This window comes from Paenibacillus sp. Y916, assembly GCF_056786435.1.
Genome location: NZ_JBXCJA010000003.1, coordinates 295,660 through 317,855 on the forward strand (window position 1 = coordinate 295,660; position 22,196 = coordinate 317,855).

Consider the following 22,196-nt stretch of genomic DNA (forward strand, 5'->3'; position numbering starts at 1 on the left):
GGTGATGGTATTGCTTTCTATAGATCCATCTATGATTGGAGAAAGAGATAATTACAAGTTGTTAATTGGTAGCATTATTCCACGGCCAATTGCATTTGTCACAACTTTATCTGAAGATGGGACGTTAAATGGTGCTCCATTTAGCTATTTCAATATTGTATCCTCCAATCCTCCACTTATTTCGCTATCAATTCAGCGTACTGGGGGTCAACGAAAGGATACAGCCCGTAATATTATGGCATCGAAGGAATTTGTCATTCATATCGTTGATGAACTAAATGTTGCTAAGATCAACGAGACGGCGGCTAATCTTCCCTCGGACCAAAGTGAAATTACTGTGGCTGGTCTCACAGCTGTAGCTAGCCACAAGGTTGAAGTTCCAGGCATTGCAGAGGCAAAGATACGCATGGAATGTATATTAGAACATGCCCTAGAATTGGGTGGGACGAGCTCCCCAGGATGTGATCTTATTATCGGAAGAGTCATTCAATATCACATCGAGGATGATCTTATGGAGAATGGTAGGATTGATCCCCGTGGATTGAACGCGGTAAGCCGTTTGGCAGGGGATAGCTACGCGAAGATCGGTGAGATCTTTGAGATTGAACGTCCGAAGTAAACTTAAAGGGGCTGTCCGAGTCATTAAAAATGGCTAGGGACACCCTTTTCTTTTTTGTGGGCGAAAGTTAGGTGTTCTGAGAGGACGCGGGGAATGAGCTTACTTAACAACATTGTTTCCGTCCATCTGAAAAAGTTTATATTCTAAGAGTTCTTAGTATGAAAAAAGGAGGAATATCAGATATGACCCGAAAGCCAATTTCTGCAACAAATATTCCTAATGTAATATCTCTTGCTGTTCTATTCTCGATACTATTTGGAGCGGTGACAGAAGATTTGACGTGGTTTATAGGTACAGTGGCAACCGTGCCTATCCTATGTATTCTGCTGTATGCGGTCTGGTGGCAATTTGACCATAATGGTATTGGGCTGAATAGCATAAACGCTTTTATCATGATGCTTACTTAGTACTAAGTCCAGTATTTCTAATTACTCCACAAAGCGCATTGGATATGAAGGTAATCACTAAAGTACATCATGATAAATACAGATAAAAACAAGAGCGATTAACATACGGGGGGACCATTCATGACAGGCACTTTCTATCAAATAGGTTCCGCCGTTCTAGCGGTGGCTGTATTGTGGGCAGTAATCTCCATTGTGTACGTTAGCTGGAAGAATGGGATCTCACCCATGCCTTCATCGGCAGTTGTCAGACGGACCGTAATAGCAGAGCTGAACAGATTAAGCCAAGGAGAACGAGGACTGATTGTGGAAGCAGGTTCAGGTTGGGGAACACTAACTTTCGATGTAGCAGGGAATACGAAGGGGTGGCAGTTTATTGGAATAGAGAATTCCTTCATTCCTTTGTGGATATCGATCCTTAAGCTAAGAATAAACCAACGTAGGGATATGAAATTTATTCGTGGAGATATTTACAATTATCCATACAACAATGCTAATGTGGTACTTTGTTATCTATACCCAGGCGCGATGAAGAGATTAAGTAAGATTTTTTATGATCAGCTAGCCCCTGAAGCGATCATTATAAGTGTATGTTTTGCGTTGCCTGACTGGCAACCCGTACGAGTGATTACTTGCGGCGATCTCTATCGAACGAAGGTTTATGTATATCGAAACATACTATAGCATGTCGAATTCAGCATCCACTAAATAGACAGATTCATCAAGGCGTCCAGTCGACGCCTTTTTTATATTTCGCGTGCCACATAAAGGTATATGGTATGAAGAGTCAAGCTTTAAATTTAACATATAGACTGAGCTGAATTGACGCAAGTCTCTAGATGATCCGTTATATTAGTATAGGAGAGACGGATGATTAAGCTAAGTGTGACAGACTTGGTATTCCGTTGAGTAGAATTATGAAAGTTGGGGTGAATCCACGTGGAGGTTGTTGTAATCATTCTGTTTAGTATTGTTGCACTGGTGGTTTTTACCTACTGTCTAATGAGATTCTATCCGTCATTTGGTGGGTTGTCGTCTGACCGGTTACGTCATAAAGTAAGCCAATCAACGAATTACTCTAAGGGTAAGTTTATCAATCAAATTCCAGCATCGATGGATAGAAGCTTCAAGGGAACAGTCTCTATGCTTATTGATTTTATTAAAGGAAATCCTAATGGAAGACCCCATGTGCCATTACCTGTGGACTCTATAAAATCTTGGGGTATAGAAGGGGGACGGGAAGCCCAAATTACATGGTTTGGTCATTCGGCATTGTTAGTGGAAGTGGAAGGACTGACGTTGCTATTAGACCCTATGTTGGGAAGAGCACCCTCTCCATTTCCACTGATTGGGGGCAAGCGATATAGTAAGCAGCTACCTATTGAGATTGAGGCATTACCAATTATAGATGCTATTCTGCTCTCCCATGACCATTATGATCATCTGGATTATGGTACCATTATGCAGTTAAAGGAGAAAGTGAAGCATTTCTTTGTTCCACTGGGCGTGGGTGCTCATTTAGAGAGATGGGGAATAGGGACAGAGAAGATTACCGAATTGAATTGGTGGGAAAAGGTTGAATTTGCGGGGCTTACGTTGGTGAGCACGCCAGCAAGGCATTTCTCTGGGAGAAGATTGCTGGGGAATGATACTACTCTATGGTGTTCTTGGGTTATCGCTGGGCAATCGACGAGAATATTCTTCAGTGGTGACTCCGGTTATGGTCCTCATTTCAAAGAAATCGGCGATTTGTATGGGCCTTTTGATATTACACTCATGGAATGTGGCCAATATAATGAGCACTGGGCCGGAATTCATATGATGCCTGAGCAAACGGTGCAAGCTCAGATGGATGTAAAGGGGAAACTAATGATTCCAATCCATTGGGGTGCATTCAGCCTAGCATTACACGATTGGACCGATCCCGTAGAACGTGCATTGAAGGCTGCTAAAGAGAGTAATGTAGCCATTTCCACACCAAGAATAGGGGAGGCCGTCTGGATTGGCTCCCCTAATTATCCTAAGTCTACTTGGTGGAAAAGTTAAGCATATAGAATGAACTAAAGACGAACCCTCTTATTCTTGATATAAACTAGAATCTATACACATACGATAACTTGTCTAGAGAATGATCGTTTTCTAGCGATACAACGGTCGTTGATAACGAACCCTGCCTCTGTAATCATGTCATCTATCGTCTCAATGGTGATAATAACCACCTTGCTTGCAATACGACGAGCATGCCGGAGGATCGAGAGTTGTTCCTCTGGCGTTGTTGACGAGAACAGATTATATGGCATATCGATAATAGCTACGTCGTACGATTCAGAGATGTCGGCTATATCTCCGAAAGTAACTTCACAATCGTATCCAAAGTGGGCAATGTTCTCCCGTGCACCTTGGACGATTTGAGGGTTGAAATCGCGACCCACGATATTGATTCCTATGGAGAGGGCCTCAACCAATACGGTTCCAATGCCACAGCAAGGATCAATCGCTTGGACTCCTATGGGATTCGGAACGGCGATATTAACTACAGCTCTTGCAAGACGTGTCCCGAGTGCTATCGAATAATTACGGGGTTTCTTCATATGATGGAACCATACCGCATCATTCTTGCGATATTTTCCGAAGTACCAACGTCCCCCAAGGGTGACAATTCCAAATGTATGATCTGGGTTATGAACATCAGCTTCACCTTCGATATGCAACCCTAAATCCCTCTCAATGAGACGCCTATCTTCATAGGATATTTTGTCGACTTCCGTAAGGTCGTTGATTTTAATGAAAATAACCTTGAAAGTATCCTTATGTAATACAATGTCCTCTACTTGCTTTAAGATATCCGCCAAGTTCTGTCCTTCGTACATAACTTCGATCTGTTCTTTAATAAATGGACTGCGACTAGGGTCAATATTAATAGAACTTTTCATTATAAAAGATTCTGTTTCCTGTGCAAAAAGTGAGCGCATCTCCAATCCCCACAAGGATCGTTCATCATCACTACATGCAAAAGTGTAAATAAATGTTGGTGCTTGTTGATTTGTTATCAATAACTTCCCATCCCTTTAGCAATTAATTTCTCTTCCTATTTCATTATATCTTCAACCATATCCGTAAAAGCTTATAATAGCAAAAAATATGAACTGAATGTAATTGACGTGGTAAGATAAGAAAAACAACAAGATTGGAGAACGATGATATGAGCCAAATGGATGCGAAACGTGCAGCACAACTAATAGAGAAGTGGATTTCAGTATATGACATGGACGATGCGAAAGCTTGGGAGCGGGATGAGTACCCTTTTATAAAGGATACGTCCAAAGCGATGAAGCTCTCCGTTCAAGTGTTGCGAGGCAAATCAGCTGCAAAAGGGGCTCAACTCCATGATGCCACTGCACAATTATTAGAATATATAGATGAATACGGTATGGATAGCCCGGAGGAGTGGGAGAAGGAGAATATTCCTTTTGTAAAAGAGGTTCTAGAAGCAATCCACTTTACCGTTTCTTTGCTTAAGAAGGGGAATAAGTAACTAGAAAAGGACAATAACTTCGATGAATAAATATCCGAGGTGTGAAGTTTAATCAAGAGGATGTCCGGCAGCCATATGATATGGCTTGCAGGACATCCTCTTATGTATTTGCCCATACGGACACACTACCACCATTGACTGGGAATGTTGCGTACCCATCCTGTTCTATGGTGATGGTATCCTTTCTGTTATGGGTATAGTCTACCCATACCTCCCCTACATGTTGCTCTCCAAGTGACATCCGTTTCTCTCCAGGATCACTGTTAGATATAACGACAGCGCAGCCTGAACCTACAATTTCAGGTATGCCGCGGCGAACCCAGCCAATTGTATTGGGATGATCGAAATAATCTTGTTGCTCGCCGTAAGCCTTATGGTAACGCGCATAAAGTAGTGGGTCGATAGCCGAGCGCTTCCCCTCTAGTGGTTCTTTTCCACCAATTCCATAATAGTCACCATAGAAGACCACTGGGAAGCCATCTTGGCGGAGCAAAATAAGCGCATAAGCACTCTGTTTGAACCAATCTTGAACCCATGATTCCAGCGCTTCATGTGGCTGTGAGTCATGGTTGTCGACGAAAGTCACAGCATTCATAGGGTGGGATTGGATTAATGTATTTTCAAAAATGGTCGTGAGATCGAAATCCTTCCCAGCTTGTGAGGCGGCTTGCAATTTGTAGTGAAGGGATACATCGAACAGATCCATTGTGTAGTCAATCGTATCTAGGAACTGTTGGCATGCAGATAAATCTGGGTTCCAGAACTCGCCAACCATATAGAAATCTTCTCCGCGTTCCTTGACCATCTGTGTTGCGAAATCCTTAATGAAATTGTGGTTAATATGTTTGATCGCATCCAGACGGTAACCATTACAACTTAACGTTGTGGCAAGCCACTTCCCCCAAGAGGTCATTTCTTCTCTCACCTGTGGGTGATTATAATCAATATCAGCGAACATCAAGTAATCATAATTCCCGAATTCATGGTCTACATGCTCATTCCAACGTTTATTCTCACCTAAGATTCTGAATACTCCACCTCGATTGGCACGTGCGTCATAATCTGTTCCATTGAAATGTTCGAAGTTCCATTTGAAAGAAGAATATTGTTCCCCTCGTCCCGGAAAAGTGAATTTCGTCCAACCTTCAATTTCAAAAGGTTGCGAAATTTCTTTCACTCGATCGTTTCTAGCAACTTCAATGACCTGAAATTTCTCCGTCTCATCTGCCCCAGCTTTATGATTCATAACCAGATCCACGTAAACAGTAAGACCTTGTTCGTGACAGGCCGATATCGCATTCATTAGATCCTGCTTTGTGCCATATTTGGTTGTAACGGTTCCCTTCTGGTCGAATTCCCCTAGGTCATAGAGATCATACGCACCATAACCTGTATCATTAACGGACAGAGCCTTGGTGACAGGCGGAATCCAGATAGCGGTAATGCCCTTCGATTGTAATTCTGGTGCGGCATCTCTTAATGTATTCCAATGCGTTCCGTCTGCATGGATATGCCATTCGAAAAACTGCATCATCGTTTGATTGCGCTGCATGTAGATAGATCCCCTTCCCTATTAGTTAGAGGTTGCCCAAAGACCTATGATGTTTAACCATAAAGGAATGAATCGGTGACATTCTTCATAAATATAGGTTGACCGATACACTTGAATAATGTATCTTTAAATTAAGATAAATTAAACGGAGGAATAAATCATGAACGATTTCACTACATTAGTACAGGCACGTAGATCAGCGAATAAGTTTATTACAGGTGTGGAGATACCAGATAAAGAGTTGGAGGAAATATTCAGTCTTGTGAAATTTGCGCCTTCTGCCTTCAACTTGCAACATGCACATTATGTCGTTGTTAAAGATCCTGAGATCATGGAAAGAATATATATGGCTGCTAATAAACAATATAAAATAAAGACGGCTTCTGCTGTCATTCTAGTTCTCGGAAAGAAGGATGCCTACAAAGACATAGGGAGAATCAATGAGGGACTGCTTAACTTAGGTATTATGAGTAAGCAGGAATATGATGCGGCATCCGCAGAGGTGAATTTTTTCTATGAAGATAGAGGGTCTTCATTTATACAAGAAGAAGCCATTCGAGGTGCAAGCTTATCTGCTATGTTATTCATGCTAACTGCGAAAGAAAAGGGTTGGGATACGTGCCCGATGATTGCTTTTGATCCGGAAGAGATTCGCGATATATTGAATATTCCAGATACGTATGTGCCAGCTATGATGATCACGATAGGTAAAGAGGATGAATCGAGTAAAAGACCGCGTGGGTACCGGAAACCTGTGGGTGAGTTTGTAAGCTATAACCAATTCTAATCACAACATAAAGAGCCGTTAACGTGGGAGTAATCCTTCTGTTAGCGGCTCTTTATATTGTGATAGCTAATCCTCTTCTTTTGGAACTAAATCGTATATCTTTCCAGTCTCTAATGCGTCGATGAAGCGACCCAACCATTTGTAATATTGGACAGCGTGAAGCATTTTGTCGATATCTTTATCAAGATGGGCAATCACCTGCAAGCTATCCGAATTTTCTTCCCGTAGCTTTCTGAGTTCCGCTAACGATTTATATAAAGAGTGAATATTCATTTCCATAGATTTGCGCCATTTAATCGAGAAGTAATCAACGAAATTCTGATGCCAATCTCCTTCTACCTCATATAGATCCTTCCGCGAGCCCTTACCCCAAACTTTACTTATCATTTTTAGATCGAGTAAAGTACGCATACCAGTACTCATACTCGTCTTGCTCATTCCCATTTCTTGACCCATCTCGTCCAGCGTGACAGGACCATCATGGAAGTACATATTGCCATACAAATGACCAATGGACATCGTGACCCCATACAGATCCATATTTGTGCCAACAGAATCCATGACGCGTTGTCGGGATTTCTCGATCACTTTTACTTGTTCCTCATTTAATCCATCAAATGTTGCCATATTGTATTCTCCCTTGAATAACGCCTGCGATGAGCGGAAACAATATCCACAGCACCTATTGTAGGAAAAAGTATCTGAAAAGTAAAGGATGAGGTGTTACAGGGATTGTAAGTTAAACAGAGTATACGGTTAGTAAAGTACGTAAAGTTAAAACTGTACACTCTATACGGTCCATTTTGCATTTTGACCCCATATTTTATGAAGTCTACACTATAGAAGTGGCATAAATCAGATACGGATGATTTGGAATGGAGGAAGATAGATGGCAATTATAGAAGTCAAATCGTTAACTAAGGTGTTTGGAAATGATCCGAAAAGGGCATTTCCTTTACTAGAGCAAGGCTTGTCCAAGGAGCGTATTGCTAAGGAAACAAAACTGACAGTGGCGGTCAACCGCGTCAATTTCTCAATCGAACCTGGAGAGATTTTCGTTATTATGGGCTTATCGGGTAGCGGGAAATCAACGGTGGTTAGATTGTTAAACCGTCTTATCGAGCCAACGGCAGGACAGGTTCTTATTAATGGTAAGGATATTGTTAAGATGAATCGAGAAGAGTTACGTCATGTTAGACGTAAAACAATGAGTATGATATTTCAGAAGTTTGCCTTATTTCCACATCGAACAATATTAGAGAATGTTGAATATGGTTTAGAGGTACAAGGGGTAGAAAAAGAAGCACGGCGAAAGAAAGCAAAAGAGTCATTAGCAATGGTCGGACTGGGTGGTCTAGAAGATAAACGTCCAGATGAATTAAGTGGTGGGATGCAACAACGAGTAGGACTAGCACGTGGTCTTGCTAATGATCCGGAAATTCTATTAATGGATGAAGCCTTTAGTGCGCTAGATCCATTGATTCGTAAAGATATGCAGGATGAATTATTAGAACTCCAAGCAAATATGAAGAAGACGATTATTTTTATTACGCATGATTTGGATGAGGCTTTGCGTCTTGGCGACCGAATTGCATTAATGAGGGATGGAGCTATCGTTCAGATTGGTTCTCCTGAGGAGATTCTAATGAACCCTGCGAATGCTTATGTAGAGCGATTTGTCGAGAATGTAGATTTATCCAAAGTACTTACAGCAGCTCATGTGATGATTCGTGCAGAGACAATTACGATGGATCGCGGGCCAAGAGTAGCGTTACAGCTTATGCGTGAGCGGGGAATATCCAATCTTTATGTCGTAGACAAGACTCGTCAGCTTATTGGAGTTGTGACGGCAGAAGATGCAGCAACAGCTATTAGAGAGGGTCAGTCGTTAGAGGAGATTATCATTAAAGATTCGCCGATTGTATCTCCGGATGTTCTTCTGGTCGAGTTATTTGATGTTGTGAGTAGTGCCAAAATTCCAGTAGCGGTCATTGACGAACGCAAACGCTTAGTAGGTATTGTAATTAGAGGAGCGGTTCTTGCTGCATTGAGTGGAAATAATGAGGAAGAAGTAGGTGAACCTCAATGAGTATACCTAAGATCCCCATTGGAGAATGGGTAGAAGCGCTAGAAGGCTGGCTGGAGACGAACTTTGAACCTTTCTTCGATGGCATCAAATTTGTTGTTGGTAGTGTAGTCAATGGCTTGGCAGATGGATTTAACTTCTTACCTCCGCTTGTTGTGATCGCACTATTTACGATTCTGGCCTACTGGCTTGGTAAGGTTAGATTAGGAGCGTTTACACTTCTCGGTTTATTACTAGTTCTTAATTTAGGTTACTGGGAACATACGATGGACACCCTTGCATTGGTGCTGACAGCATCATTCATCTCTATTGTGCTAGGCGTGCCGATTGGTATTCTATGTGCTGGAAATAAAAAAGTACAGAGCGTTTTTACTCCGATCCTCGATTTGATGCAAACGATGCCGGCATTCGTCTACTTATTACCAGCCGTTGCTTTCTTTTCACTTGGGGTTGTACCTGGCGTTATCGCCTCAGTCATATTCTCTATTCCACCTACTATTCGGTTAACTAGCTTAGGTATTCGTCAAGTTCCCGAGGATTTAGTAGAAGCAGCGGATGCCTTCGGTTCTACTCCAATGCAGAAATTAGTTAAGGTTCAGTTGCCGATTGCTATTCCAACCATTATGGCAGGAATTAATCAGACGATTATGCTTTCACTATCGATGGTTGTTATTGCATCGATGATTGGAGCACAAGGTGTTGGAGCAGATGTGTATAGAGCAGTAACGCAAGCGAAGACAGGTATTGGTACAGAAGCAGGATTAGCGGTTGTTGTCCTTGCTATTATGTTAGATCGAATGACACAGAAATTAGCTAAAAAAAATAAGAAGGAGTGATTGTAAGATATGATGAAGAAGAAAATGAGTGTACTTTTGATGGCTTTTATGGCGATAACGTTGGTGCTTGCAGGGTGTTCTACTAATGGAAATGGGAACGGTAATACAACAGGAGCCAAGAAGGATAAGAAGATCACGATGGCTTATGTGGCATGGGATTCCGAAATTGCCAGTACGAATGTTGTAAAGGAAGTACTGGAAAGTAAATTGAATTATAAAGTAGAAATGCTTCAGGTTGATGCGGGTCCAATGTACGTAGGTATTGCAGACGGTAGTGCAGATGCCATGGTGGCTGCATGGTTACCAAGCACGCATGGTGAGATCTACTATGAGCCGAATAAAGAAAAATTCGAAGATCTCGGAGCTAATTTAGATGGAACTAAAAGTGGATTAGTCGTTCCAAGCTACATGGATATTACAACAATTGAGGATTTGAATAAAGAAGAAGTAGGGAAATCCGTTAATTTCACAATTACGGGAATCGAACCGGGTGCGGGTATTATGACACAAACGGAGAATGTTGTTAAGGAATATGACCTGAAGAATTGGAACATTCTTGAGAGCTCTTCTGCCGCGATGGTCAAAGTACTGCAAGACGCTTACGCAAAGGAACAGCCGATTGTTATTACAGGGTGGACTCCACATTGGAAGTTCGCTGACATGGATTTGAAATACCTTGAAGATCCTAAAGCCGTATATGGCGGTAGCGAGCAAATCCATACACTCGTTCGTTTAGGGTTAAAAGAAGATCAACCAGCTGCGTATCAATTTCTAGATCAATTCGAATGGACAGCAGCTGATATGGAGACTGTTATGGTCGATATATCTGAAGGTATGACTGAACAAGAAGCTGCTCAGAAGTGGATCGCTGCGAATGAAGCAACGGTAAATGAATGGGTTGCTGGAATAGAGTAAATAATGAGTGACATAGTAGGGGCGAATTTATTCGCTCCTATTTTTTTAACATAATAGAAAGTATAAGTTTTTGTTTTTGGGAGACATTTAGATCTATTCCACCTTTTCGTTAATCAACAGATGTACAAAGTACATCTAAATCCGACCAATTTCCTCTAACACTAATTTTAGCTGCATAGAGTACATCTAGATTACTCAAATTCCCACTTTACATAGTTATCGCCACTTTTAACTGTAGCTTGTGCAACTAGTTCCCGCTTCCGTACCTTTCCCGCTATTTTAAGTGCAGTTTTTGCAGCTATTCCGCTGGGCGCCGTCGGCGCCTTTCTTAAACATATTTGCATATGATGTTTAATGTAACTATGATAATTACAGTAAAGAATAACATTGTGATTGAGGCGCTGGCGCCGAGGAGAGAATGCTATGAGTAAATGGCTGAAGACAATTCTTATACTACTTGGGTCGGCTATATTGACACGATTCATTCCGATGAGCTATTTATTTCGGACGTTGGATACGATGATTCATGAATTCGCTCATGCCGTGATGACGTTGTTCACATCTGGTCGCGTATTGTTCATTGAATTGAATGCAGACCACAGCGGTGTTACATATTCGACAATGACCTCGTTATGGAGTGCTATATTCATTGGACTTGCAGGTTATATCACAGCATCATTGACGGCTGTATTGTTGTTCTATTGGCTGCATAAGCAGCGGCAGAAGTGGGGATTGGTGCTATTAACAACGATTGCACTGTTGATGATTATCTTTTTTGTACATCAGGGTTATGGGGTGATCTGGCTTATAGGATTCATTGTCCTGAACATCATCATGCTATATTTTCCACCGATGTTACGCAATATGTATTTCGGATTACTGGCCTTCCTGACATTGGAGGAATCTGTAATGGGGCCATTATTTCTCGTTACACAATCTCTACTGGGAAAGAATGCTGGGGATGCTTCTAATTTAGCTAAGTGGACACATATACCTACCGTATTATGGGCGTTATTATTTCTTGCTATTGCGCTTGCCTGTGCCCGAATTTCACTCCACTTATTTTTTCGGAGTTGGAAAGAGCCTTCCCATCAAGAAAGGAATATTTCACTATAACCAGATATGGATACTTGTATAAGTGAAGGAGATATATATGAAGATCGTAAATGGTGTAACAGAACTTATAGGCCAGACACCGATGGTTCGTTTAAATCGTACCGTTCCGGAAGGGGCAGCAGAGGTATACGTGAAGTTAGAAATGTTCAATCCTTCAGGAAGTGTGAAAGATCGAGCGGCCTTTAATCTCATTGATACAGCCGAAAGAATGGGTTTACTCACCCCTGGTGGGACAATTATTGAACCGACTAGCGGCAATACAGGTATTGGCTTAGCTATGATTGCAGCGGCTAAAGGTTATAAGGCTATTCTTATTATGCCTGATAATATGTCCAAGGAACGAATCAATATTCTAAAAGCATACGGAGCAGAGGTTGTTTTAACGCCAAGTAATGAAAAAATGCCAGGTGCTATTGCTAAGGCACTGGAACTCAGTGGAGAAATTGTCGGGAGCTTCATACCTCAGCAGTTTGAGAATCCTGCTAATCCTGATATTCATCGTATCACGACCGCTCCGGAAATATTGGAGCAAATGGATTATCGTTTGGATGCATTTGTAGCTACCGCAGGTACAGGAGGTACGATTACAGGTACAGGCGAGAAGTTACGTGAACATTTGCCTAATATTCATATCGCTGTTGTGGAACCTCAAGGATCTCCCGTTCTTTCTGGTGGTCAACCTGGTCCGCATAAATTAGTGGGCACGAGTCCAGGCTTTGTTCCGAAAATTCTTAATACAACGGTATATAATGAAATTATTCAGATAACGGATGTAGATGCTGTTGGAATGATGAAGGACCTAGCTCGTCTTGAGGGCATTCTTGTAGGACCTTCCTCAGGTGCATCTGTTTATGCCGCGATACAGGTAGCCAAGAAGTTAGGAACCGGCAAGAGAGTAATATGTATAGCTCCTGATACGGGTGAACGATACTTGAGCATGGAGTTATTTTGAAATATAAGGATATCTATTCATATCACGCCCATGGAAATCTCATATTCCTCGGGCGTATGATTTCAATGTGATTAATCTCTTGGATAGTCCACTCTCATAATATCTAGAAAAGGTATCTTCGTTAGTTCTATATCATACTGAATATGAACTAATCGGGTTCTTGAGTCCAAGAGCACGATCTGACCACGCACCTGTTCTTGCCGTCCCCAAACGGTTAATACGATGTCACTTTCCTCGTTCTTTGCTTCGACTAATTGGTTCCCTAATTCTTCTAATTCAAATTCATCACGCGTGGGCCTCTTCGCAACCTTTGGCTTAGCCATATAAATCCCTCCCTTACACAACAAGACCGAATCTCCAGTATACCGTCAAATGATGTTGAAGTCATTTCTATCTTCATCATTTCATTGAGTTTAGGTCGTTAGAACCATAAAGTTCTACTTTTAGAAAGAAAATTTCAGAAAATTGCAAAATTCAATGGAAATGATTACAAATACGTAGTAAGATAGGACTCGTTATTGTATTTTAATAAATAGATATAATGAACTAGGATTTACTTGGTTGGATTATTAATTTCATAAAAAAAATTCGGCAAAATTACTGAAAAGTAGTGACGCAAAGCTAAAGGGACTAAATCCGCATGGGATAGTCAGCCAGTTACATGAAAAATTGGTGATTTGCGGCTGTTATAACAGTTTCCGTAGATCACCTTTTTTTTGTCTTTATGAATAGACAAAACTGAACTTGAAAGGATAGGGGGGAACGACGTTATAATTGTAGTTTCAACGACATTAGATTTCGCACATATTAAACAGACAAAGAGGAGATAGGACATGAAGTTACCACAAATGTTTAAATCGATCACTAACAGAAGTATTGTCACTAAAAATATGATGTGGACTAGTATATCCATTATTTTAACAGGAGTTATATTAATTATATCAAGTTATTATATTCAAGGAGAAGTTCTTACAGATCAATTGGAGTCTGATTCGCAGAAAATTATGGAGTCTTGGAAAGGGAAGATAACAGCGGAAGAGACTCTTGAAGCGAAAGCTAATACAGACCGTAATTCACCGATTCATCGAAAAATGGCTGAGGTATTTGCCGAATTGCCAGAGATGCATCCTAACGTTGCTCAAGGTTACATATTCGGGCCTGAACTTGTGAATGGCAATGAAACATCTATTATCGCCTTTTCAGATGAAGTGATGGATATGCTTGCTGCAGACGGACTAGCTTACGGGGCGCTGTACCCTCAGCCTACTATTCATGCTGATGGTGTCAGAGAAATGTTGAAGACGAAGGAAATGGCATTTACTGATCCGTATGATGATGACTACGGTACGTGGGTAACCGTTCTATCACCCTATGAAGATAGCGAAGGCAATATATTCGCTTATATGGGTATAGATGTTGATGCGAGCTTAATTATGGCTGGGAAACAGGCATTGCTAAAAAGTACGTCGATAGCTCTACTTGCTACCTTAATTGTTATGTTGGCGCTGCAATATTTCATAACGAAGCGGACCTTTGCACCTGTGAAGCACTTGATGAATGCTCTAGAGACACTAAGTAAAGGTGACTTTAACGTTCAACTACCAATAGGCAAGGATGAATTCGGTCAAGTAGCGGAAAGATTTAACGCGACAGTCACCACTATGAATCGCTTGGTAACGACTATTAAATCCGTATCTTTACAATCGGCAGAACAATCGAAAGAATTGTTCTCCAATCTGGAAGATAACCAAGAAATTTCAATGGAGATTACTACTAATATTGAGGAGATATCTGAACAAGCATCTCAACAAAGTAAGTCCATTTTAGAGAGTGTAATTTCATTAGAGGAAATATCCTCAGGCGTGGGCACTATTGCGAGCAGTACTAATCTGTTATCTGATACGTCTATGGAAATGAAAGATCAATCAGAGCGTGGTAACGAGAATGTAGGCGAAGTTATGCAACAGATGGATAATATTCATAAATCGGTACTTAACTCCGTTAGTTCCATCGAACAATTACAGAATCGTTCTGGACAAATAGGTGAAATTGTGCACGTGATTACCCAAATTGCTACGCAAACGCAATTACTATCTTTAAATGCTAGCATTGAAGCAGCAAGAGCTGGAGAAGAGGGACGCGGATTTGCTGTTGTAGCCAATGAAGTAAAAAAACTGGCGGAAGAGTCTAAGAAATCTGCTGAACAAATTGCAGAATTAATTCAGTTTATTCAAAAGGAAACTCAGATTGCAGTTAATGCGGCTAATGAAGGAGAACGTAATGTAGAAGTAGGAATACGAATTGTGAAGGAGACAGGCATTTTATTTAATGGGCTGTTAATAGCTACAGAATCAGTGACAAGTCAGATTCAGGAAGTCTCTGCCGCAACAGAAGAGATGGTAGCTGAGACAGAACAAATCACCGCTGCAATTAAGCATCTTGCGGTTATAGCAGAGAGAAATGCTGAGGTATCTGAGGAAATTAAGTCTAGTACCCATGAGCAACGAACATCTTCGAACAAAATGGTTGAAACTGCGGAGCACTTAAATCAAGTATCTAGTAAGATTGAAGAATTAGTCTTTGGATTGAAAGTCTAAAATAGCATGTCGAAGGTTAGTTTGTTATCGCAAAATACGTTACTTCTAGAGATATAAATAAGGAGCGATTGTTAATGATTACTACTTTGATAACGGGGACTACGAACGAATATTGGGTGAAAGAGCTGCAGTCGCCTTTATCGGCATTGGATATATATACGGATTTCCCGAAACATCTTACACCCAGAGTATTACAGAAGGCAAGGTTTGTACTAGAAGTTAATCCAGACCATACTAACCCTATGGATATGAATAGTTGGATGCTAAGTTGCTATTATGCATTTCTGTATAGAATGACTGGTGAGAGGGACTTGATTGTTGGTGTCAACGATCATAGCGGAAATATATTACCTTTGCGGATGGTGTGGGAAGGAGATATTTCGTTTCAACAACTATTCGATGTTATATCGGAGAAATTAAGCAGCATATATGCTGCTAGTCTACCAATATCAGAGATAGAATTAATGACGGGCCAGTCTTCCCTTATTAAGACGATTTATGGCGAAGACCATACGGTGGAAGATAGCATTCTAAATTGGTCAGTCCGTAAGGATGAAGATATATGGGCTGTACATATCTCATATCATATGAACTTATTCAAGGAGAGTACCATTCATGGATTTGTTCAGTACTATCAGTATCTTGTAAATGCTGGATTGGCCGATACTGCCACATTGATAGGAAACGTACCCATTCTAACCAAGGAAGATATGAACGCATATGCTGAATTGAATAACACATCCAAGGATTGGCCACTTACTTTGACGATTCCAGCAATGCTGGAATCCGTAGTAAGTCGCTTTCCCGATAAGATAGCCCTTTCCTCTGATATGGGTAGCTTAACTTATAGCCAAATGGATGGTTTATCGAATCAAGTGGCTCAGATGCTGGTGCATAAAGGACTTTCCAAAGGGGAATTTGTTTCTATCTTTATGGAGAGAGGTCTTGAAGCGATTATAAGTATGTTGGGTGTATTAAAGGCGGGGGGAGCCTATATTCCACTCGATCCGGAGCATCCCGATGACCGAAATCTTTACATCATTATGGATACCCAATCTCACATTATTATTACAAAAGATCAACATACAGCTAAGGTAGCAGAACTGTTAAGTGGGAATGAATCAGAAGTTGCAGTATTTAGTTTGGATAAGCAACTCGATCCGTATTCGAAGGATCCTGTTGATGTAATCAGTCATCCCGATGACATGGCGTATGTCATCTATACATCTGGGTCGACTGGTAAACCCAAAGGTGCGATGATCGCACATGCAGGCGTTGTAAATCTTGCCTTGGGAACCAAGGAAGATCTTCAATTTAATGAAGAAGATGTTATGTTACAGTATTCTACTTTTAGTTTCGATGCATCCGTGTATGACATGTACAGTTCAATATGTAGTGGCGCAAGACTACATATCTTAAATAATGAACAACGATTCTCAATAGAGTCGTTCACAGCCGCAATTGAAGAAGTCAAGGCGACACGACTATGCCTCTTGCCGACGGTATTCTTTAATCAGTTATCAGCTCATCTTAGTGATGAAGATGCACTGAAGTATCATGTGATCAAGAGTCTTGTCGTTGGAGGCGAGTCTTTATCCGGGGAATCCGTCCGAGTATTACAGAGGAAGTTCGGCCATGCCGTTAGAATAATAAATGTATATGGTCCAACAGAAGTAACAGCCTTAACGACGGGCCATGTAATTGATTATGTTGTCCCAGATGATATCTCGAGCATTCCTATTGGAGTACCCCTCACCAATTATGAGGTTCTGATCGTGAACGAGAATAATCAACCTTGTCCGTTACATGTTATGGGTGAATTGCTCATCAGCTCTGTGGGTATAGCCAAAGGTTATTTGAATCTAGAGGAAAAGACGAATGAAGTATTCATTCCTGACCCAGTGGATCCGAACTCTGGCAAACGATATTATCGATCTGGAGATATGGTGATGTTGCAGAAGAACGGAATTCAGTACGTGAGTAGAAAGGATCTACAGGTTAAGATCAGAGGATATCGGATTGAGATCGGGGAGATTGAAGAAAACTTAGTTAAATACGAGAAGATCAAAGAAATAGCGATCATTGCTAAGGCAGAAGCGGATGGAACGAAGTTCCTTGTCGCCTTCTATACTTCAAAGAACGGAGAAGATATCTCCAGAAATGAGCTTGTCCAATATTTAAGCAAAAAAGTACCATCCTATATGATTCCAAGTCACTTCTGTTTTTTGGAAGAGATGCCTTTATCGCCCACGGCCAAAATAGACCGCAAACAACTTGCAATTTACGAAGTAGAAGTAACCGTAGCGGACAATTCCAATTATGAAGCTCCCCGTAATGAATTGGAGCAGGAAATAGCCGAAGCTTGGGAGACAGTGATGAACCGTACTCACATAGGCATTCACGACGATTTCTTTGAGGTCGGTGGGCATTCGCTGAAGATATTGGAAGTTCTAGTTATTCTGAAGCCTAAGTTTCCGAGATTAAAAATCAATGATTTCTTTGCCTTCTCCACGATCTCCAAATTAGCGGAAAGGGTTGTAGAGCTAAAGGATACGTTGGTGATGAATAACAATAGGGCAGTTAGTTCACGGATTCAGGATTTAGCAGAATTTCCGAGCTCATTTGGAATACAATCTCCTGCAAATGTTAAGGAATACAGTAACAGACATATACTCTTAACTGGAGCGACGGGATATCTAGGCTCACACTTGCTATATGAGATCATCCAACGATCTGAGGCAACCGTGTATTGTTTGGTACGTTCATCGGGGAGTGAAGATCCCTATCTGCGTCTCATAGAAATTATGAAGGATTATTTCGGAGATGATATTGTAGGGAAGCTTGAGGGGAGGGTCGTTGCTGTTCAGGGGGATTTGGAGCAGGATAATCTAGGTATGATAGATACAGTAGCAGCGTTATTGAACGACAAGCTAGATTCTATTATTCATTGTGCGGCCGAGGTGAAGCATTTTGGAGACCCTGAGTATTTTGCTAGAGTCAATGTGGACAGTACGAACCGTTTGCTCTCATTCGCTAGGGGGAAAGAACATGTTCGCTTTCATTTCGTATCCACCTTGGGAATTCCAGAGGATTTGGCACTCAGTGGGCAATGGAATAAGTTCATCGATGGTAATACCTACGATTATTCTGTAAGCATTGAGAATGTCTACACGAACAGTAAGCTAGAAGCCGAGAAGTTAGTTGTTAGAACTTGCGAGGAAGAAGGCGTAGCGGCAACGGTATATCGTGTCGGGAACTTGTCCTGTCATTCTGAGACAGGTGTATTTCAGAATAATATAGATAATAATGCATTCTATAGAATGCTTAAAGCGATGCTACTCTTGAAGAAAGCGCCGCAAGTCAGCTGGCAGGTTGATATGACACCGATTAATTACGCGGGACAAGCGATTACTGCGTTAGCTCTAAGTAACGACACGGTTGGACGAGTATTTCATATTTGTAATCCGGTACAGATTCCCTATGAAGATATGATCGAGGCGTTCCGTGAGTACGGATATGATATAACTCTCCTAGACTGGGAACAGTATGAATCATGGATACTTGATAGCAGTCAACCGAAAGAGAGAGTCGGATTAGAGTTAGCTATGGCTCAGCTCGAAGGAGATGGCGCCAAGAATTCCATCTATAGATTTGCTTGCCCGCAAACTACGGAATATCTACAGAAATTGCAAGTAGAGTGCCAGGAACCAGATGATGTATATTTCCAACAACTTATCGAACACGCTATCGCGGTCAACTATTTCGATAAACCATGATGAGCTGATATAAGGCTTGATGAACGCAGTAAGAAGGGCTTCCGAAATATTAGGAAGCCCTTTTCTATGGGTATTTCCATCTTAAAGTGCGTGTTCAAAAAGTCGAATTTTCAGCACCAAGAAGATTGGATGAAGCAAGGGAGTGAGGAGCGGAGCGTAGGCAGTACCTACGTGAGCACCAGAAGGACCGGCTGAATTCAATGTTCGATGTCGAATAAGCTTCTTGGCATACTTCGTGATCAAAAGATGGCTTTTTGAACAACCTCTTAAACTATAAATGTCCTGATTATTCTCGATGGGACTCTCTAGGTAACGTTTACTTCATATCGGTGGCGCAAAGCTTGGGCCAATTCGTTAATCTCACCTACCTTTGGTAAGTATAGATCTTTAGCTACATTGGACACACTCTGTGCGGTCTGTCCATCACGGATGACATATTTCACAGCTTCGGCGAATGTTCTAGCTGCCCCAGATCCAATCGAAGTTAGTTCCTCAAGACTCGCTGTACTATCATCTGTTACTAACGGATAATGGTCGGTTGGTGATTCCCCCGCGGCTCGATCATAGAATCCTCTTACGAGCTTGACTCGTTCCTGACCTGAGCCCTCAGCAATAACAAATGCCTGAATGATATAAGCATGAGCTTGCCTCCGTTGAGCAATACCGCAGAATTTGCGTCCACCAATACTTAGATCGTAATTACCTGGGCAATAGGCACCTTGTATTTCTCCCTTATCTACACGCAGACCTGTATTTGATAAGGCATCTTGGATAAGGTTATACATGAATTCAAAACCAAGATTGAAGTTGTTATGTCCATGATCTTGAGGCAATATCAGAGAAATGTTAACGACGCCAAGATCGAGCGGTACAGCGGCACCACCGGAATTTCTAATGGCAACCTGATAATTCTGAGAAGATATCCATTGGCGTCCATTCTCGGCATCGTCTAGACGACTGTCCCTCATCCCGATAATAAAAGACCTTGGCTGGCGCCATAGATGACAGATCGCAGGACCACCTTTCCCTGTATGTCTGCAGAGAAGTTCATCTAATGCAAATGGATAAAGTGGATCGTTCTCTGTTAATTCATTCATTCGGTCTAGTATGATCAGACGATCTAGAATGGGATAATTGATTTCACTCACAGTGATGATCTCCTTTTTAAGCTATAATGAAGTTGTTTGATTCTATCAGATGATCTTTATTTTATCATGAAGAAAGGCATCTGCCTTCAATTATATAGATAACAGAAGGATATGGTATGATGCGAAGATGGTATTGTCAGGGAATATGAGCTATAGATGCGAGATAGGTAGGTGTACATGTTGATAGCTGCAATAGATATTATGTCTATGTTGACAGAGGAGAATATAAAGGAGTCACTGGAGAGGTTCCGTGAATTTGGTCCAATACCGGGCATTCTTTTGACGTTTATGAAATCATTTATACCTCCATTACCTACATTGATCATCGTGGGTGTAAATGCTGCAATGTATGGCTTGTGGCTTGGATTTCTATATTCATGGATAGGGTTAGTGAGTGGTTGCTTGGTGACTTTCCTAGTCGTACGAAGGGTCTCGACACTTCCTTATTTCCAAAAGTGGTCACAGAAACCTAAAGTGGCTAAGAGTATGATCTGGATTCAGCGTAATGCCTTTAGTTATGTATTCTTATTAGGGATATTCCCAGTGGGGCCATTTGTAGTTGTTAATATAGTAGCAGGTATAGCGCGTATGCGCATATGGTCTTATCTGATAGCCGTTACTTTGGGTAAAGGTATTATGGTATTCTATGTTTCCTATATTGGACATGACTTGCAGAGTTTTGTTGAGCATCCTATTCAACTGGTGTATGTTCTGTTATTTATCGCTGCATCGCTAGTCATTATTAGGAAGATCGAAGGTTATTTCACAAGAACTTCAGTAGAGCTAAAGTGAGCAATAACGATATGTACCGTCTGTAATATTGGTCATACGAATACTAATGAGAGATAGGATGAACTATAGATGACAAAAGTCGGATTGGTCATGAGAAAGATACAATTTGCAGAGTCTCAAGGTCCTCGTGTGTTTGCAGATCGCTTGCAGCAAATTGGCAAGGAATTGGGTGTGGATATTGTATTTATATCCCCCGAGCGTCATGTTAGTGCTCACGACTGGATTCCGGGATATGAGCATGAGAAGGGTGATTTGGTCAATTATGATATTGTGCTCGATCAGATCCATGCACAACAAATTGATCATGTGATTTATACCGTCTCGGGATTTACATATTTGAAGATGTTCATTAAGAACAGCGTACTGTTTCCACATAGTTTCCCAGACCCGGCACTGACAGGTTATGAGATGATGAAGCCTTTTTATCAAATGGTAGATAAAGCTATCGTTCAGACCGAATTCTTGAAGCAAGAATTTGCCCGTCATTATGGGGTGACAGATGTGGATGTGATCCCGATTGGATTCAGCGAGAGCTTAGCTGAGCAGCACTTTGACCCATCACAAATCATCGATAATCGGATCCTTTGGATTGGTAGGGATGAAGAGAATAGACGACCTGATCTAGTTCTGGAATATGCACGACAGAACCCAGACAAGGAGGTTATTATGGTGTTCGGTGGTGAACGTTATAAGGAAAGTATGAAGAAATATAACATTCCTTCTAACGTGAAGTTACAGTTCGCATTATCGCAAGCGGAAATATTTACACTGATGAATTCATCGAAAGTATACTGGAGCTGCTCCAAGTTCGACACCTTTGCTATGCCTCTTACCGAAGCTTTGGCAATGGGGAAGATTATTGTTAAGCCTGAACACCCTTGCTATGGCCATATCAGCTCGACGCATGCCTTCTCCGGTAACGATAAGAACTGGTTCGAGCTAGTTAATATGGCTGCGGCTTCACCGCATAAGTTCTCGTTCGACAATCGAGCTTATGCCTTTGAGAAATTCTCCAGCCGAGTGATGAAAGAGGGATATCGGAACTTCTTCGATACATGGCTAAGTCAATAAGTTAATAAGC

Annotated in this window: 20 protein-coding genes and 1 riboswitch; of the genes, 15 read left to right on the plus strand and 5 right to left on the minus strand. The window is 41.4% G+C overall.

Features of this window, described 5'->3' with window-relative positions; genetic code table 11:
• The first annotated feature begins 10 nt into the window (after nucleotides 1–10).
• From AC1TO9_RS09400 to AC1TO9_RS09415, 4 genes are all read left to right on the plus strand, one after another.
• Nucleotides 11–619 (plus strand): flavin reductase family protein, encoded by a 609-nt coding sequence (locus AC1TO9_RS09400; protein WP_482058989.1) that lies wholly within the window; start codon nucleotides 11–13, stop codon nucleotides 617–619.
• Between the two features lie 182 nt (nucleotides 620–801).
• Nucleotides 802–1,026: a hypothetical protein gene (locus AC1TO9_RS09405; protein ID WP_482058990.1), complete on the plus strand. Its 225-nt coding sequence runs from the start codon at nucleotides 802–804 to the stop codon at nucleotides 1,024–1,026.
• Nucleotides 1,027–1,146: 120 nt separating this feature from the next.
• Nucleotides 1,147–1,707: a class I SAM-dependent methyltransferase gene (locus tag AC1TO9_RS09410; protein ID WP_482055898.1), complete on the plus strand. Its 561-nt coding sequence runs from the start codon at nucleotides 1,147–1,149 to the stop codon at nucleotides 1,705–1,707.
• A gap of 255 nt (nucleotides 1,708–1,962) precedes the next feature.
• Nucleotides 1,963–3,069: an MBL fold metallo-hydrolase gene (locus AC1TO9_RS09415; protein ID WP_482058991.1), complete on the plus strand. Its 1,107-nt coding sequence runs from the start codon at nucleotides 1,963–1,965 to the stop codon at nucleotides 3,067–3,069.
• A gap of 53 nt (nucleotides 3,070–3,122) precedes the next feature.
• On the opposite strand, the gene AC1TO9_RS09420 is transcribed toward AC1TO9_RS09415, so the two are convergent.
• Nucleotides 3,123–4,076, minus strand: coding sequence for a TRM11 family SAM-dependent methyltransferase (locus AC1TO9_RS09420; protein ID WP_482058992.1), 954 nt, complete (start codon nucleotides 4,074–4,076; stop codon nucleotides 3,123–3,125).
• Between the two features lie 149 nt (nucleotides 4,077–4,225).
• On the opposite strand from AC1TO9_RS09420, the gene AC1TO9_RS09425 reads away from it, so the two are divergent.
• Nucleotides 4,226–4,558 carry a hypothetical protein gene (locus tag AC1TO9_RS09425; RefSeq protein ID WP_482055901.1) on the plus strand — a complete coding sequence of 111 codons (333 nt, stop codon included), beginning with the start codon at nucleotides 4,226–4,228 and terminating at the stop codon, nucleotides 4,556–4,558.
• Between the two features lie 100 nt (nucleotides 4,559–4,658).
• Here AC1TO9_RS09425 and AC1TO9_RS09430 read toward each other — a convergent pair whose 3' ends face one another.
• Nucleotides 4,659–6,110: an alpha-amylase gene (locus AC1TO9_RS09430; protein ID WP_482055902.1), complete on the minus strand. Its 1,452-nt coding sequence runs from the start codon at nucleotides 6,108–6,110 to the stop codon at nucleotides 4,659–4,661.
• 160 nt (nucleotides 6,111–6,270) lie between these two features.
• Here AC1TO9_RS09430 and AC1TO9_RS09435 point away from each other — a divergent pair, with 160 nt between their 5' ends.
• On the plus strand, nucleotides 6,271–6,897 hold the full coding sequence (locus AC1TO9_RS09435; protein WP_482055903.1) for a nitroreductase family protein: 627 nt from the start codon (nucleotides 6,271–6,273) through the stop codon (nucleotides 6,895–6,897).
• Nucleotides 6,898–6,963: 66 nt separating this feature from the next.
• On the opposite strand, the gene AC1TO9_RS09440 is transcribed toward AC1TO9_RS09435, so the two are convergent.
• Nucleotides 6,964–7,524 carry a GbsR/MarR family transcriptional regulator gene (locus AC1TO9_RS09440; RefSeq protein WP_482055904.1) on the minus strand — a complete coding sequence of 187 codons (561 nt, stop codon included), beginning with the start codon at nucleotides 7,522–7,524 and terminating at the stop codon, nucleotides 6,964–6,966.
• Between the two features lie 262 nt (nucleotides 7,525–7,786).
• Here AC1TO9_RS09440 and AC1TO9_RS09445 point away from each other — a divergent pair, with 262 nt between their 5' ends.
• The 5 genes from AC1TO9_RS09445 to cysK all read left to right on the plus strand — a co-directional run bounded on the left by AC1TO9_RS09445 (nucleotide 7,787) and on the right by cysK (nucleotide 12,802).
• Nucleotides 7,787–8,986: a quaternary amine ABC transporter ATP-binding protein gene (locus tag AC1TO9_RS09445; protein WP_482058993.1), complete on the plus strand. Its 1,200-nt coding sequence runs from the start codon at nucleotides 7,787–7,789 to the stop codon at nucleotides 8,984–8,986.
• On the plus strand, nucleotides 8,983–9,819 hold the full coding sequence (locus AC1TO9_RS09450; protein WP_482055906.1) for an ABC transporter permease: 837 nt from the start codon (nucleotides 8,983–8,985) through the stop codon (nucleotides 9,817–9,819). The genes AC1TO9_RS09445 and AC1TO9_RS09450 overlap by 4 nt, the downstream gene beginning before the upstream one ends.
• A 9-nt stretch (nucleotides 9,820–9,828) precedes the next feature.
• Nucleotides 9,829–10,734, plus strand: coding sequence for a glycine betaine ABC transporter substrate-binding protein (locus AC1TO9_RS09455; RefSeq protein WP_482055907.1), 906 nt, complete (start codon nucleotides 9,829–9,831; stop codon nucleotides 10,732–10,734).
• A 423-nt stretch (nucleotides 10,735–11,157) separates the two neighbouring features.
• Nucleotides 11,158–11,850: a M50 family metallopeptidase gene (locus AC1TO9_RS09460; protein ID WP_482058994.1), complete on the plus strand. Its 693-nt coding sequence runs from the start codon at nucleotides 11,158–11,160 to the stop codon at nucleotides 11,848–11,850.
• Nucleotides 11,851–11,887: 37 nt separating this feature from the next.
• The gene (gene cysK / locus AC1TO9_RS09465; RefSeq protein WP_482058995.1) at nucleotides 11,888–12,802 is read left to right on the plus strand and encodes a cysteine synthase A; all 915 of its coding nucleotides are present in this window, start codon (nucleotides 11,888–11,890) and stop codon (nucleotides 12,800–12,802) included.
• A gap of 71 nt (nucleotides 12,803–12,873) precedes the next feature.
• Here the strand turns inward: cysK and AC1TO9_RS09470 are convergent, their stop codons facing one another.
• Nucleotides 12,874–13,125, minus strand: coding sequence for a YolD-like family protein (locus AC1TO9_RS09470; protein WP_482055910.1), 252 nt, complete (start codon nucleotides 13,123–13,125; stop codon nucleotides 12,874–12,876).
• 257 nt (nucleotides 13,126–13,382) lie between these two features.
• A riboswitch (cyclic di-GMP riboswitch) is annotated at nucleotides 13,383–13,467 on the plus strand.
• A 168-nt stretch (nucleotides 13,468–13,635) separates the two neighbouring features.
• Here AC1TO9_RS09470 and AC1TO9_RS09475 point away from each other — a divergent pair.
• Nucleotides 13,636–15,399 (plus strand): methyl-accepting chemotaxis protein, encoded by a 1,764-nt coding sequence (locus AC1TO9_RS09475; RefSeq protein WP_482055911.1) that lies wholly within the window; start codon nucleotides 13,636–13,638, stop codon nucleotides 15,397–15,399.
• A 74-nt stretch (nucleotides 15,400–15,473) separates the two neighbouring features.
• On the plus strand, nucleotides 15,474–19,175 hold the full coding sequence (locus AC1TO9_RS09480) for a non-ribosomal peptide synthetase family protein (RefSeq protein WP_482058996.1): 3,702 nt from the start codon (nucleotides 15,474–15,476) through the stop codon (nucleotides 19,173–19,175).
• 305 nt (nucleotides 19,176–19,480) lie between these two features.
• On the opposite strand, the gene AC1TO9_RS09485 is transcribed toward AC1TO9_RS09480, so the two are convergent.
• Nucleotides 19,481–20,323 carry a lipoate--protein ligase family protein gene (locus AC1TO9_RS09485; RefSeq protein WP_482058997.1) on the minus strand — a complete coding sequence of 281 codons (843 nt, stop codon included), beginning with the start codon at nucleotides 20,321–20,323 and terminating at the stop codon, nucleotides 19,481–19,483.
• A gap of 177 nt (nucleotides 20,324–20,500) precedes the next feature.
• Here AC1TO9_RS09485 and AC1TO9_RS09490 point away from each other — a divergent pair, with 177 nt between their 5' ends.
• Entirely contained in the window at nucleotides 20,501–21,115 is a 615-nt protein-coding gene (locus tag AC1TO9_RS09490) for a TVP38/TMEM64 family protein (RefSeq protein ID WP_482055914.1), read from the plus strand.
• 69 nt (nucleotides 21,116–21,184) lie between these two features.
• Nucleotides 21,185–22,186 (plus strand): glycosyltransferase, encoded by a 1,002-nt coding sequence (locus AC1TO9_RS09495; RefSeq protein WP_482058998.1) that lies wholly within the window; start codon nucleotides 21,185–21,187, stop codon nucleotides 22,184–22,186.
• Nucleotides 22,187–22,196 lie beyond the last annotated feature (10 nt).